The sequence below is a fragment of the Millisia brevis NBRC 105863 genome (assembly GCF_001552615.1).
In the GTDB taxonomy this organism is placed as follows: domain Bacteria; phylum Actinomycetota; class Actinomycetes; order Mycobacteriales; family Mycobacteriaceae; genus Millisia; species Millisia brevis.
In genome coordinates, this window is sequence record NZ_BCRN01000003.1 from 1 (window position 1) to 13,749 (window position 13,749).

At 68.3% G+C, this 13,749-nt stretch carries 13 protein-coding genes, 1 tRNA gene and 2 pseudogenes; 7 read left to right on the forward strand and 9 right to left on the reverse strand.

Annotated elements, in window-relative coordinates; translation table 11 throughout:
• Positions 1 to 693, reverse strand: a 693-nt coding sequence (locus MB1_RS04850) for an IS630 family transposase (protein ID WP_439646921.1), incomplete at its 3' end; no start/stop codon positions are given.
• 112 nt (positions 694 to 805) lie between these two features.
• Positions 806 to 880 (reverse strand): annotated as a pseudogene (locus tag MB1_RS27025) (hypothetical protein); the annotation flags it as partial.
• Here MB1_RS27025 and MB1_RS04855 point away from each other — a divergent pair.
• Positions 878 to 1,564, forward strand: a pseudogene (locus tag MB1_RS04855) (Mu transposase domain-containing protein); the annotation flags it as partial. The pseudogenes MB1_RS27025 and MB1_RS04855 overlap by 3 nt on opposite strands.
• Entirely contained in the window at positions 1,561 to 2,373 is an 813-nt protein-coding gene (gene istB, locus MB1_RS04860) for an IS21-like element helper ATPase IstB (RefSeq protein WP_174531934.1), read from the forward strand. The pseudogene MB1_RS04855 and the gene istB, both read left to right, overlap by 4 nt.
• 760 nt (positions 2,374 to 3,133) lie before the next feature.
• On the opposite strand, the gene MB1_RS04870 is transcribed toward istB, so the two are convergent.
• Positions 3,134 to 3,206 (reverse strand) — tRNA-Asn (locus MB1_RS04870).
• A gap of 141 nt (positions 3,207 to 3,347) precedes the next feature.
• Here MB1_RS04870 and MB1_RS04875 point away from each other — a divergent pair.
• Positions 3,348 to 3,605 (forward strand): hypothetical protein, encoded by a 258-nt coding sequence (locus tag MB1_RS04875; protein WP_066904346.1) that lies wholly within the window; start codon positions 3,348 to 3,350, stop codon positions 3,603 to 3,605.
• 42 nt (positions 3,606 to 3,647) lie between these two features.
• On the opposite strand, the gene dnaG is transcribed toward MB1_RS04875, so the two are convergent.
• Genes dnaG through MB1_RS04890 form a run of 3 tightly spaced genes read right to left on the reverse strand, consistent with a single transcriptional unit; the run spans position 3,648 to position 7,438 of the window.
• The gene (dnaG, locus tag MB1_RS04880) at positions 3,648 to 5,570 is read right to left on the reverse strand and encodes a DNA primase (RefSeq protein WP_066904349.1); all 1,923 of its coding nucleotides are present in this window, start codon (positions 5,568 to 5,570) and stop codon (positions 3,648 to 3,650) included.
• Between the two features lie 9 nt (positions 5,571 to 5,579).
• A complete protein-coding gene (locus MB1_RS04885) occupies positions 5,580 to 6,860 on the reverse strand; it encodes a deoxyguanosinetriphosphate triphosphohydrolase (RefSeq protein WP_281189812.1) in 1,281 nt (426 codons plus the stop codon).
• Entirely contained in the window at positions 6,857 to 7,438 is a 582-nt protein-coding gene (locus MB1_RS04890) for a YdcF family protein (protein ID WP_084351035.1), read from the reverse strand. Before MB1_RS04890 ends, MB1_RS04885 begins: the two co-directional genes overlap by 4 nt.
• Before the next feature lie 83 nt (positions 7,439 to 7,521).
• Between MB1_RS04890 and MB1_RS04895 the strand changes: the two genes are divergently transcribed.
• Entirely contained in the window at positions 7,522 to 9,522 is a 2,001-nt protein-coding gene (locus tag MB1_RS04895; protein WP_066904354.1) for a TPM domain-containing protein, read from the forward strand.
• A 143-nt stretch (positions 9,523 to 9,665) separates the two neighbouring features.
• Here the strand turns inward: MB1_RS04895 and MB1_RS25555 are convergent, their stop codons facing one another.
• Together MB1_RS25555 and MB1_RS04905 are read right to left on the reverse strand one after the other, a co-directional pair.
• On the reverse strand, positions 9,666 to 10,193 hold the full coding sequence (locus MB1_RS25555; RefSeq protein ID WP_157083916.1) for a hypothetical protein: 528 nt from the start codon (positions 10,191 to 10,193) through the stop codon (positions 9,666 to 9,668).
• A 26-nt stretch (positions 10,194 to 10,219) separates the two neighbouring features.
• Positions 10,220 to 10,702 (reverse strand): Lrp/AsnC family transcriptional regulator, encoded by a 483-nt coding sequence (locus MB1_RS04905; protein WP_066904356.1) that lies wholly within the window; start codon positions 10,700 to 10,702, stop codon positions 10,220 to 10,222.
• 92 nt (positions 10,703 to 10,794) lie between these two features.
• Between MB1_RS04905 and MB1_RS04910 the strand changes: the two genes are divergently transcribed.
• Positions 10,795 to 11,244, forward strand: a complete 450-nt coding sequence (locus MB1_RS04910; RefSeq protein ID WP_066904359.1) for a rhodanese-like domain-containing protein — start codon at positions 10,795 to 10,797, stop codon at positions 11,242 to 11,244.
• 86 nt (positions 11,245 to 11,330) lie between these two features.
• Here the strand turns inward: MB1_RS04910 and MB1_RS04915 are convergent, their stop codons facing one another.
• Positions 11,331 to 12,722 carry a glycine--tRNA ligase gene (locus MB1_RS04915; RefSeq protein ID WP_066904362.1) on the reverse strand — a complete coding sequence of 464 codons (1,392 nt, stop codon included), beginning with the start codon at positions 12,720 to 12,722 and terminating at the stop codon, positions 11,331 to 11,333.
• A 189-nt stretch (positions 12,723 to 12,911) separates the two neighbouring features.
• Between MB1_RS04915 and MB1_RS04920 the strand changes: the two genes are divergently transcribed.
• Together MB1_RS04920 and MB1_RS04925 are read left to right on the forward strand one after the other, a co-directional pair.
• A complete protein-coding gene (locus MB1_RS04920; protein ID WP_066904365.1) occupies positions 12,912 to 13,322 on the forward strand; it encodes an ArsR/SmtB family transcription factor in 411 nt (136 codons plus the stop codon).
• On the forward strand, positions 13,319 to 13,726 hold the full coding sequence (locus MB1_RS04925) for a Fur family transcriptional regulator (RefSeq protein WP_066904368.1): 408 nt from the start codon (positions 13,319 to 13,321) through the stop codon (positions 13,724 to 13,726). Before MB1_RS04920 ends, MB1_RS04925 begins: the two co-directional genes overlap by 4 nt.
• Positions 13,727 to 13,749: the final 23 nt, after the last annotated feature.

Here is a 13,749-nt window from a genome sequence, read left to right on the forward strand (position 1 = left end):
CAGAGGGTTCCAGCCGTCGATGAACGCCCGGATCTTGGTGTTGAGGTCCTTGACGGAGGTGAAGACACCACGCCGGATCGCTTGGCGCTCGACGATGCCGAACCAGGCTTCGACGAGGTTCATCCACGAGGCGTGGGTCGGGGTGAAATGCGCGATGATCCGGGGATGCTTCGCGAGCCATGCCCGCACATCGGCGTGTTTGTGGGCGGCGTAGTTGTCCATCACCAGATGCAACTCGACCGGCTCGCCGGCGGCGTCGACGACATCCTTGTAGGTGCGGTCGATCTGTTTGAGGAACGCCAAGAACTCCTGATGCCGGTGTTTCGGTTTCAATGCGGCGGTGACCGTGCCGGTGGCGATGTCCAACGCGGCGAACAAGGTGGTGGTGGCGTGCCGGTAGTAGTCGTGGGAGCAGCGTTCGACCTGTCCGGGTTGGGTCGGAAGGATCGGCACCGTCCGGTCCAACGCCTGGATCTGGGATTTCTCGTCGACACACAGCACGATCGCGTTCTGCGGCGGGTGCAGATACAACCCGCAGATGTCGGTGACTTTCCCGACCAACTCCGGGTCGGTGGAAAACCGGAACGACTCCGCCCTGAAAGGTTTGATCCCGTACGCTCGCCACACCCGGGCGACCGAGGCGTCGGAGATCCCCAGCCTCGACGCCAACAGCCGCGTCGACCAGTGCGTCACGCCGAGACGTTTCGGGGGGTGGGGTCAAGGTCGCCACGATGATCGCATCCCGGTCGAGGCTGCGGGGACGACCCGACCGCTCCCGATCCGCGAGACCAGTCAGGCCGCGGTCGAGATATCGGTTGCGCCACGCGATCACCGTCGTCGGGGACGCATCGACCAACTCGGCGATCCGCCGGTTCGCCACTCGGAGATCTGCGCCATCCCGAACGAGCGGTGGATCGCCGAACGCGAACTGCTGCAACCACTCCCATCACTTCGATTGCAGATCGGCGCCTCGTCGGTGCTGCGCAAGGTCGACCGCCTGTCCTGTATCAGGTACGGGTCGGCCCGCTACTCGGTGCCGACTCGACTGATCGGCACCACGGTGACGGTGGTCGTCGACCACGATGCGATCATCCTGCTGGAGCCGGCGACAGGGGTGGTTGTGGCCGAACATGAACTCGTCGCCCCCGGCGGGACCTCGATCCTCGACGAGCACTACGACGGACCGCGCCCGGCGCCCAGCCGCGGGCCGCGGCCGAAGACCACGGTAGAAAAGCAGTTCTGCGACCTCGGTGCCGATGCACAGGCGTTCCTGGTCGGTGCTGCGGCGATCGGCAACACCCGCCTCGGTTCGGAGTTGGAGATCCTGCTCGCCCTGGGCGCGGCCCACGGTGAGGCGGCGTTGGTCGCCGCGTTGCACCGGGCGGTGGCGTTTCGCCGGTTCCGGGCCGCCGACGTGCGTTCCATCCTGGCCGCCGGCATCGGCACACCGCAGCCCCGCCCGGCCGGGGACGCCCTGATCTTGGATCTGCCGGTGGCCCCGACCCGGTCCCTGGACGCCTACCGGATTACCCCGGCCGTTGCCGATGGTGAGGTGATCCCGTGACCAAGACCCCACCCATCACCGACGTCGAACCTGTTGCACCACCGTCGGTTCCGCCACTGGCCGCCGATCTGGACGCTGGATTGCGGCGGTTGAAACTCGCCGCGGTGCGACGCACCGCACCCGAAGTCCTGATCACCGCCAAGACCCAACGCTGGACCCCCGAGGAAGTCCTGCGCACGCTGGTTGAGACGGAGTTGGCGGCACGGGACGCTTCCAACATCGTCAACCGCCTCAAGGCCGCCGCGTTCCCCGTGCCCAAGACACTGGAGTCCTTCGATGTGGGCGCGTCCTCGATCCCGCCGAAGACCTTCGAGTACCTGTCGAGCCTGGAATGGATACGAGCCCAACAGAATCTGGCGATCATCGGACCCGCCGGCACCGGCAAGTCCCACACCCTGATCGCGTTGGGGACAGCGGCGATCCACGCCGGGCACAAGGTCCGCTACTTCACCGCCGCCGACCTCGTGGAGACACTTTACCGAGGCTTGGCCGACAACACCGCCGGCAAGATCATCGAATCCCTGCTGCGGGTCGACCTGATCATCCTCGACGAACTCGGCTTCGCCCCCTTGGATGACACCGGCACCCAGTTGTTGTTCCGGCTCGTCGCCGGCGCCTACGAACGCCGATCGTTAGCCATCGGCTCGCACTGGCCCTTCGAGCAGTGGGGCCGCTTCCTGCCCGAGCAGACCACCGCCGTCAGCATCCTCGACCGGCTCCTGCACCACGCCACCGTCGTTATCACCGACGGTGATTCCTACCGCATGAAAGACGCCCAACACCGGAAGGAGCAGCCCACACCAACCTAGGAACTACCGCACGGGGTGGATACTTTCAGCTGGCCACCAGCGGATACTTCAACCTGGCCATTGACAGGGCTTTCGGGGTCAGAGCAGCTTTCGGGTGGGATACGAAGGCCTCCTGGTTGGTGAAGCGGTTCCTTGTACAGCTCCACTTCACAACCGGAGGCCTTCACGCCTGTCGGATCGACACACCACCCGATCGAGAACAACGTCCCTGGTCATTACAGCTAGATGGTGGCGCACCGCTCGTCCGCGATCCCGGGCGACGAGCACGTTGAAGCAGGCCGCCGTCCTCTCGTCGGGGATGCCGTCCGACGACAACATCAGTTCGTAGTCGGGCGCACCTCGCTTGCCGGACGCACCCCACGTACTGCCCTGGTCGTCGTGCCCGGTGTGGTCGATCAGAACGACGCTGCTGCCCCAGCCGCAGCCGGTCGAGCAAGACCAACACCGTGTTCGCATCGCTCGTGCCGTTGTCGTCACCTCCACCGACGACGGGCTGCACCGCCAGAAATGCGTTCGAGATCGGCTACCACGTCGCGCTCGCGGTCTGCGTCGCCGGCCTCCCGGTCGCCGTCTTGCTCTCAGCGCACGCGTTCAGGCAGCGCCCCGCACCCGCAGGAGCAGAGACCGAGAAGGAGATGATCCTGTGAGCCACTCCAAGGTAGCCCTGGCTCCACAAGCCGGACTACGTACCCACCTGGTACCCACGCAGGAGCCGCCTTCAGATACAAGAAAACCCGCAGTTCCCTGCGGGTTTTCGTTGCTCCCCCAACTGGACTTGAACCAGTAACCCTTCGATTAACAGTCGAATGCTCTGCCAATTGAGCTATGGGGGACTGCTGTGACCTCCGAGCCGGGTGGCTCGGCGACCGAGGACAGACTCTAGCGTACCGACCCACCCCGGTACCAATCGCCTCGTCGGCGACCGCATCGGGCAGTATGGGGAACCTGCGAAGCCACGCGGAAGGGAATCGTCGATGATCGGGTTTGTCGCCGGGTTGGCGGCCGGGTACGTGCTGGGCACCAAGGCCGGCCGTGCGAGGTACGAGCAGATCAGTAGGGCCACGAAGGCGGTGGCGACCAGTCCGGTCACCCGCAAGGCGGTCCATGCGGGTCGACAGAAGGTGGCGGACGTCATCAGCACCAAGCCGAAACTCGAACCGGTGCGGGTGGTCGACCGCTCCGCCGATCAGGACGAGGACACCACCGTCCTGGTGCCGCACGACAAGCTCTGATCGCGGCTCACCGGGCCCGCCCGGCCGCGCGGGCCGACCGAATCAGCGCGATTCGGCGGTGGAGCCGGTCGCGCGCTCGAGCAGGCTGCGGCGGTACTGCTCGAGGGCGACCAGATCGCCGAAGAGGGCGTGGAACTCGTCCGGGTGATCGGCCTGACTCATCCGCTGCATCCGCGACTTGAGGTCGGCGACCTGTCGGCCCACCCAGACCTCCTGCAACCGCGCCAGGACGCTGCCGACGTACCGTTCGACCCCGGCCTCGACGGTCGGTAGCGGTTCGACGGCCAGTTCGGTGAGCAACCGGTGCAGCCGCCGATCCGGCAGCGCCTTGTTGACCGCGTCGACCCATTCGGCGCCGCCGAGGCCCGCCGCGGTGCCGCCGGCCGCGGCGATCGCCGTGCGGATCGCCCCGTAGGTCGCCTCGCTGAAGCTGTCGTCGGGCAACGAATCGAAGACCGCGCCCGCGATCGCCGGATACTGCAGGGCGGCCTTGAGCGAATCGCGCTGCGGCCACAGCGCGGGGTCGGCCCGATCCGGCAGCACGACCTCCCCGTCACCGGTCTCCGGCACCGCTCCCCGCGGCTGTTCGCGTCGCCGAGTCTGCTGCTGAGGAGCGGCGGTCCCGGCACGTTCACGGGCGGCCTCCTCGCGCACCCGGCGCAGCACCATCGGCTCGTCGGCCCACCCGACCCAACCGGACAGCCGGGTCGCGTAGTTCTCCCGCAGCGCCCGGTCCCGGATGCGCGCCACCACCGGCACCGCCCGGCGCAGCGCCTCGACCTGCCCCTCCGCAGTGTCGAGATCGCAGTCGTCGACGATCGAACGAATCGCGAACTCGAACATCGGCACCCGGCGCGCCACCAGGTCGCGCACCGAGGCGTCGCCGGACTTCTGACGCAGCTCGCAGGGGTCCATACCGTCCGGCGCGATCGCGACAAACGTTTGCCCCGAGATCTTCTGGTCCCCCTCGAACGCCTTGAGGGCGGCGGCGCGTCCGGCGTCGTCACCGTCGAAGGTGTAGATGATCTCGCCGCGCCAGAACTTGTCGTCGAGCAGCAGCCGTCGCAGCATCGCCAGATGCTGCTCACCGAAGGCGGTTCCGCAGGCTGCAACGGCGGTCGGCACCCCGGCCGCCTGCATCGCCATCACGTCGGTATAACCCTCCACCACGACGGCCTGGTGCGCCTTGGCGATATCCCGCTTCGCTTGATCGAGCCCGAAGAGCACTTCGGACTTCTTGTACAACAACGTTTCCGGGGTGTTGACGTACTTGCCGGGCATCGTGTCGTCGTCGAACAGTTTGCGGGCGCCGAAGCCGATCGTGTCGCCGGATAGGTTGCGGATCGGCCAGAGCAGGCGGCGATGGAAGCGGTCGATCGGGCCGCGCCGACCCTGCCGGGCCAGGCCGGCCGCCTCGAGTTCGGCGAATTCGAAACCCTTGCCGATCAGATGCTTCGTCAGGGTGTCCCAGCCGGCGGGCGCGTACCCGCAGCCGAACTGTTCGGCGTCCTTGGCGGTGAATCCCCGCTCGGTCAGATAGTCGCGGGCGGTCGCCGCCTCCGGCGTGCCCAACCGTTCGGCGTAGAACGCGGCCGCCGCGGCATTGGCGGCCACCAGCCGGGCGCGGGTACCTCGGTCGCGCTGGACGGAGGTGCCGCCGCCCTCGTAGTTGATCGTGTAGCCGATGCGGTCGGCGAGCTGCTCGACCGCTTCGACGAAGGTCAGGTGGTCGATCTTCTGCAGGAAGGTGAAGACGTCGCCACCCTCGTGGCAGCCGAAGCAGTGGAAGGTGCCGTGGGTGGGGCGCACGTTGAACGACGGGGACTTCTCGTCGTGGAACGGGCAGAGGCCCAGCATGCCCCCGGCTCGCGGGGCGCGCAGCGCCACGTAGTCGCCGACGACCTCCTCGATGCGCACCCGTTCGCGGATCGCCGCGATATCGCGTTCGGGAATTCGACCAGGCACCGGACGAGTCTAGGTCCGATTCCGAAGCAGCATGTCTTCGAGGCGGCTCTCGGTGAGCGAGGCGATCTGGTCGACGACCACCCGGACCCGTTCGGGATCGGTCTCGGCGGCGTCGAAACGGTCCCGGAAGAACCGGTTCAACAGGTTCGGATCGGCCACCAGCAGGTTCGCCGCCTCGGCGATGCGCACCCGCTGCCGGTTCTGGTTGTCGAGGTGGTCCTGCTCACTCATCACGTATTGCAGGGCGACGGTCTTGAGGTAGATCACCTCGGCGCGCAGTTCGTCGGGTACCCGCAGGTCGGTGGTGTAGCGCCCGGCGACATAGGGGGCGGTGGCAGCGATCGCCGCAGAGGTGAATCGGCCGACCAGTTCACTGGTCAGCCGGGTCAACGAGGCGAGCATCCGCAGCGAACCGTTGTCGGTATAAAGGTCCCGCAGCGCCGGCAGCCGCATCAGCCGTTGGCCGGCCTCCTCGAGCAGATTGATGTCGAGCCCGGTCTCGTCGTTGCCCAGATAGGCAATCGCCTTCTGTTCCAACGGATCGCGCAGCTTCACGGGTTGGATGCGCCCGGCCGCGATCCCGTCCTCGACGTCGTGTACCGAGTAGGCGACATCGTCGGACCAGTCCATGATCTGCGCCTCGATGCACTGCCGACCGGCCGGCGCGTCGAGGCGCACCCAGTCGTAGACCTCCTGATCGGCCAGGTAGGCGCCGTACTTGCCGCGACGCGGATGCGCGGCCGTCCACGGATACTTCATCACCGCGTCCAGCGCGGCTCGGGTCAGATTGAGGCCGCGGCTGTGCCCGTCGGCGTCGATCACCTTCGGTTCCAGACCGGCCAGGATGCGCAGATTCTGCGCATTGCCCTCGAAGCCACCGGCATCCACCGCGAAGTCGTTGAGCGCCCGTTCGCCGTTGTGCCCATAGGGCGGATGGCCGATATCGTGCGCGAGCCCCGCCAGGTCGACCAGGTCGGCGTCGAACCCGAGGCGCTCCCCGATCGACCGGCCGATCTGCGCGACCTCCAGGGAGTGCGTCAGCCGGGTGCGCGGGGTGTCGCCGTCGCGCGGCCCGACGACCTGCGTCTTGTCCGCCAGCCTCCGCAGCGCGGCCGAGTGCAGCACTCGGGCCCGATCACGGGCAAACGGTGGCCGGTCCGGCGACTCGCCGGTCAGGCCGCCCGTCTTGGGCGGTTCGTCGAACATCCGCTCGTACTCGGCGGGCCCGTAGACGTCACCGCGAATCGACGCCGGCGGCACGATTTCGCGGTCCGCGGGCGCCGGGGTCACTGCTCCGCCGTATAGGACAGCTGGTCGGCGCTGGAATGGGTGGCCTGGTACCAGAGCAGCGCGAAGGTCTCCCGGATGATCCCGTGCAATTGCGACTCGCGGGTGTAGACGGCCGGGCCGGTGCGGGTGGGCGCGGTCCAGGCGTTCAGTCCGGCGTCGCGAGCCATCGTGCGGGCGCGCAAGCTATGCCACGGGTCGCTGACCACCACCACATCGGTCGTGCCCTGGCCGATCAGATAGTCGGCGATCGAGTCGATGCTGCCGAGCGTGTCCGAGCCGGTCTCCAGGGCGACGATCGAGTCCCCGGGGATGCCCTGGTCCATCAGATAGGCCTTGCCGGATGCGGCCTCGGTATAGAGGTCGCCCTCCTGCTTGCCGCCGACGGTGACGATCGTCGGGGCGATACCGGCGTTGTAGAGGGCGGCGGCCTGGTCGAGTCGCGCGGCGAAGACCGAGGAGGGCACGCCCGTGTACTGCGCGGCGCCGAGCACGGCGATCGCATTGGCGTGATCGAGATCGGTGATGCGAGCGACCTGCCACACCCGGAAGGCGGTACCGCCGACCAGGAGGATTGCCATCACCACTACCCCGACCAGCAACCGGGCTGTCCATCGGCCGACCACTCTCACACGTCGATTCTGCCCCGGGTATCTTTCGTGGCATGCCAGCCGCGCGCCGTTTCGCCCGCTTGTTGATCGTTCTGTCGCTGGCCGCCCTGGGCTGTCTTCTCGGGATCGGCGCGTCGACGGCCGAGGCGCCGATGCGCGTCCCGCAGCCGATCACCGATGACGCCGGGGTGCTGAGCAGCGCCGATGAGGCGCGCATCCAGGAGGCGACCGACTCCCTCTTCAATGATCACGGCCTGCAGCTGTGGGTGGTCTACGTCAACACCTTCAACGGCATCGGGTACGAGAGCTGGATCAACCAGACCGCCGACAACAGCGATTTCGGCCCCAACGACGCGCTGCTCGCCGTCGCCGTCCAGGACCGCGCCTACGGGCTGTGGGTCTCGCCGGAGAACACCTCGGTATCCGACAGCGACTTCGCGTCGATCGAGACCAACTCGGTGGAGCCGGCCTTGCGCAACGGCGACTGGGCCGGCGCCGCGGTGGCCGCCGCCGACGGGTTCTCCAACGCTTACGCCGGGATCAACCCGGCGATCCTGATCGGCGTCGGCGGCGTTGCGGTCGCCGGTGCGGGTGGCCTGGTGGTCCGATCGCGGATCAAGCGCAAGCGGGCGCTCAACCGTGGCGTCGACGACGCGCGGGAGATCGACCCGACCGACACCGCCCGCCTGGCGAAGCTGCCGATCGAGGTCCTCGACGAGCGCGCCAAGGAGATCCTGGTCGAAACCGACAACGCCATCCTCAACTCCGCGGACGAATTGCAGTTGGCGGTCGACGAATTGGGGCAGGTCGGAGCGGCCGGCTTCTCCGCCGCGATGGACCGCGCCAAGGCGGCATCGGCGCGCGCCTTCCAGATCCGCCAGCAACTGGAGGACTCGATCCCCGAGACGCCGCAGCAGCGCCGGGACATGCTGATCGACATCATCAAGTCCTGCGGCACCGCGGACCGGGAGCTCGACGCCGAGGTCGAGAAGTTCGATCAGACCCGCAACCTGCTCATCGAGGCACCGTCCCGGTTGGATGCGCTCACCCAACAGCAGATCGCGATCATCGCGCGGCTGCCCGAGTCGCAGCGGATCCTGGACAGCCTGCGTGCGAAGTACCCGGCGTCGGTCCTCGATCCGGTCGACGACAATATCGACCTCGCGCGGCACGACGCCGAGTTGGCCGAGCAGAACATCGACGCCGGCCGCAAGGCAGTCGTCCTTCCGGCCGGGCAGCAGGGGCCGGTGGTCGACGCGATCCGTACCGCGGAGGCTGCCCTGGGCCAGGCCACCGCGCTGCTCGATGCGGTCGACCACGCCGATGCGGCCATCGCCGCGGCCATCGCAAACCTCCCCAGCGCGCTGGCGGATCTGCGCACCGATATCGACAAGGTCGGCAGCGTCCGCGAGCACGCGAGCCAGGAGCTGTTGGGCGCCCAGCAGAACGCCCGCGAGGCCCTGGCCGCGGCCGAGGCGAACGGCTCGACCGACCCGTTGGGCAGCGCGCAGCGGGTGGCGCAGTCCGACGCCGAGCTGGGTCGGCTGCTCGCCGCGGCGATCGACGAGAAGGACCGCTTCGATCGCGCCTCGCAGCGGGCGATCGTCGGCATCCAGCAGGCCCAGTCGGCGATCACGGCCGCCAACGACTTCATCACCACCCGCCGCGGGGGTATCGGCGCCGAGGCCCGCACCAACCTGGCCGAGGCCCAGCGGCAGCTCGGCGTCGCCCAGCAGCAACTCCAGCAGTCCCCCGAGGCCGCCGAACAGTCCGCGGCCGCCGCGGCCCGGCTGGCGTCGAGCGCGATCGCCCGCGCCAAGTCGGACGTGGCGACCTTCGAGTCCCGCAACCGCCCGACCGGCGGCGGATCGGGCTTCAACGCGGGCGTGCTGGCCGGTGTGCTCGTCGAGGGCATGATCCGGGGCTCGGCCGGCGGCAGCCGCGGGCGCAGCGGCGGCTTCGGCGGCGGCTTCGGTGGGGGTGGCGGCGGTCATCGCGGCCCCTCCTTCGGTGGCTCCGGCAGCTCCGGCCGCGTCCGCGGCGGACGCTTCTGATCACCCGACCTGCGCGCACCCTGCTGCTGCGCCCGGCGCTGCCGGACACGCCGCGGTGGCCTCGCCACAGACCATGCGTCACCGCGCCGCCGCGACAACTATCTCCTCGGACCCCCCGATTCCGTACCTGTTGTGGCTGTCTCCTAGGAGTCGGTCCCCGATGCGTCCCACCCCAGGCGATCGCGCAGTCGCGCGGTGGCCCGCCCGAAGATCGCCCCCTTGCCGGGGATGAAGTCGGAGGGCGTGAGGCGCCGCCCGAGCCGGCCCTCCAGGCAGCCGATGCACAGATGGCCGACGCGATCGGGCACGACGCTCAACCACAGGTCGTCGTGCACCATGAAGTACTCGTCGATCTCCAACATGTTGGTGCGGCAGTCCAGGCACCGCCAGTCCGTGACCTCGAGGACCATCTCGTAGACGACGGTCGTTCCGTCCCGGTGGTGCAGCCGGCGTATCCAGGTCGACCCCGATACCCGCGCCAGGTCCCCGGCGATCTCGCGGACCCGCGCGTCGATGATCTGCTCGATCTCCAGGCGCCCGGACACCGGCCCGGCGGTGTGCTCGATGTCGTCACCGTCCGGGGAGACAACCGTGCGGTGCAGCCCCCACTGCACGGTGACCTCCGGAACCCCGATCTCGTACTCGTACTCGTCCGCGGTGATCAGCGACATACCCAGATGGTGGCACGGGCGGGCGCTCAGGTCCGCGCATCGACCGGCCGACCGATCGGCGTGAGCGGCCGACCGGTAACCGTCGAGGAGTAGGCGACGCTGGTGGTGACGCTGCCGAGCGCCCCGATGCGGCCGGAGACCTGTTCGAGGTGGCGCATCGACGTCGCGACCACCTTCATGACGAAGCAGTCGTCGCCGGTGACGTGGTGCGCCTCGATCACCTCGGGCGTCTCGTCGAGCACGCGGTGCAGGGGGCCGTAACTGCTGCTCGGATAGCGCAGGCGCAGGAACGCGGTGATCGTGTACCCGAGTTTCTCCGGGTCGATCCGGGCCCCGTAGCCGGTGATCACGCCGGTCTCCTCGAGCCGCCGGATCCGCTCGGCGGTGGCGCTGTGGGACATCGAGATGCGCCGCGCGACCTCCGCGATCGAGGCGCGGCCGTCCCGCTGCAGTTCGAGGATGATCGCGGCGTCGACCGGGTCGATTCCCGCTGGGTCACTGACGGTCATATGCCGATACTGCCGCGATGCTCCCGCCGATGGCGCATCGATGCCGGGATTTGTCGGTTCACGGGCCGCCGCACCGTCGATACCGTCGTCGCATGACTTCGCACGAGCCCCTCTCGCCCGCCGATCGGGTGCGCCACTTCCGCCATCGACTGACCATGGAGACCGACCCCTCCGACGTCTTCGCCGCGCAGCGGGCCGGCGATCGGTTCGTCCTGGTCGACTCCCGCTCGGAACAGGCGTGGCGTCAGGGGCGCATCGTCGGGGCGCTGCACCTGCCGACCGCGCAGATCGCCGACCGCGCCACCCGGGAGATCCCGACGGATGTTCCTGTAGTCACCTACTGTTGGGGTCCCGGCTGCAACGGCTCGACGCGGGCCGCGCTGGAGTTCGCTCTCCTGGGCTACACCGTGCGGGAGATGATCGGCGGCTACGAGTACTGGGTGCGGGAGGGGTTGCCCACCACCTCCGATGCGGGACGGGTACGAACGACCGTCGATCCGTTGACGGCGCCCGCCCGGACCCGCCCCGCCGCCGACGACTAGAAACCCGCACACCCCTCGACCCCGGCTTTGGGGAGCCTCCTAGCCACCGGGTGGCTGGAGAACTCCCCAAGCCGAAGAGGTGTCGGTCAGGCTCCGACGAGCCGCTCGGCGAGGTAGCCGACGACGCGGTCCAGGCCGACGCGCTCCTGCGCCATGCTGTCGCGCTCGCGGATGGTGACCGCCTGGTCCTCGAGGGTGTCGAAGTCGACGGTGATGCAGAACGGGGTGCCGACCTCGTCCTGGCGGCGGTAGCGACGGCCGATCGCGCCGGCGTCGTCGTACTCGATGTTCCACAGACCGCGCAGCTGGGCGGCGAGATCCTTGGCCTTCGGGGTGAGGTCGGCGTGCCGGCTCAGCGGCAGCACCGCGGCCTTGATCGGCGCGAGGCGCGGGTCGAGGCGCAGCACGGTGCGCTTGTCGACGCCGCCCTTGGCGTTGGGGGCCTCGTCCTCGTGGTACGAGTCGACCAGGAAGGCCATCAGCGAGCGGGTCAGACCGGCCGCCGGCTCGATGACGTACGGGGTGTACCGGGTCTCGGTGGCCTGGTCGTAGTAGCTCAGGTCGACCTTGGAGTGCTCGGCGTGGGTGCTCAGGTCGAAGTCGGTGCGGTTGGCGACGCCCTCGAGCTCACCCCACTCGCTGCCGGCGAAGAAGAAGCGGTACTCGATGTCGACGGTGCGCTTCGAGTAGTGCGACAGCTTCTCCTTCGGGTGCTCGTAGAGGCGCAGGTTGTCGCGGTCGATACCGAGGTCGACGTACCACTGCAGGCGGGTGTCGATCCAGTACTGGTGCCACTGCTCGTCGTCGCCCGGCTTGACGAAGAACTCCATCTCCATCTGCTCGAACTCGCGGGTGCGGAAGATGAAGTTGCCGGGGGTGATCTCGTTGCGGAAGCTCTTGCCGATCTGGCCGATGCCGAAGGGCGGCTTCTTGCGCGAGGTGGTCAGCACATTGGCGAAGTTGACGAAGATGCCCTGCGCGGTCTCGGGGCGCAGGTAGTGCAGCCCGTCCTCCGACTCGACCGGCCCGAGGTAGGTCTTGAGCATCATGTTGAAGTCGCGCGGCTCGGTCCACTGCCCCTTGGTGCCGCAGTCGGGGCAGACGATCTCGTCCATCGATACCGCGTCCGGATCATCGAGGCCGTGCTTCTCCGCGTACGCCTCCTGCAGGTGGTCCTGCCGGTGGCGCTTGTGACAGTTGAGGCACTCGACCAGCGGGTCGTTGAACACGCCGACGTGGCCGGACGCGACCCAGACCTGGCGGGGCAGGATCACCGACGAGTCGAGGCCGACGACGTCCTCGCGGCCGGTGACCATCGAACGCCACCACTGCCGCTTGATGTTCTCCTTGAGCTCCACACCCAGTGGCCCGTAGTCCCACGCGGAGCGGGTACCGCCGTAGATCTCGCCGCTCGGGTACACCAACCCCCTGCGCTTCGCGAGATTCGCGACGGCGTCGATCTTGGACTTCGGAGCCACGGATACCACTTTCCTTGTGCCGGACCCGGCGGCGAACCGGGGAACGTTGAGTGCAGAAGCAACCCGACGAGCCTAACGGCCCGCCCGGAGGTCCCGGCCGGCGGATGGGCCGGCGCGGCGGAACATATCGCTTGACACGCATATATCCCCGCCACATAATGGAAACGGTTTTCATTCAAGGGGTGAGCGGTGACCAAAGCGGCACGAGCGACCGATCCGGCCAAGGAGACGGCCGGCGAGCAGCCACACGGGGACGAGTCGGTCTTCCCGGCGCCGCCGGAACCGGTACCTCCCAAGGAGACCCTCGAAGCCGCCGGCGAACTGTTGCGCGCCCTCGCCGCGCCGGTCCGCATCAATATCGTTCTGCAGCTGCGTCGCTCGGAGCGGTGCGTGCACGAGCTGGTCGGCATCCTCGACATCACCCAGCCGCTGGTCAGTCAGCATCTGCGCGTACTCAAGTCCGCGGGTGTGGTGCGCGGTGAGCGGGTCGGACGCGAGGTGCTCTATCGCCTGGTGGACGACCATCTGGTACACATCGTCGTCGACGCGATCGCACATGCGGAAGAGAATGCCGCGAACCACGGTGGGGAGAATCGATGAGCGAAGGGAACGGCCTGCCCGGTCGAGCCCGACGTTCCACCAAGCAGCGCGCGGCGATCGTCGGCCTGCTCGAGGAGATCGACGAGTTTCGTTCGGCCCAGGATCTGCACGAGAAGCTGCGCTCCCGCGGTGAGGGCATCGGCCTGACCACCGTCTACCGCGCCCTGCAGGCGCTGGCCGATGAGCACGCGGTCGACGTGGTGCGCACCGACAGCGGCGAGTCGATGTACCGGCGCTGTTCCACCGGGCACCACCATCACCTGCTCTGTCGCGAATGCGGCAAGGCGATCGAGGTCGCGGGACCGGCGGTCGAGCGGTGGGCGGCGGCGATCGCCGCGGAGCACGACTTCACCGACGTCACCCACACGATCGAGATCTTCGGTACCTGTGCCGACTGTCGCTGACCGGCGACCTTCGCTCGCCGCAG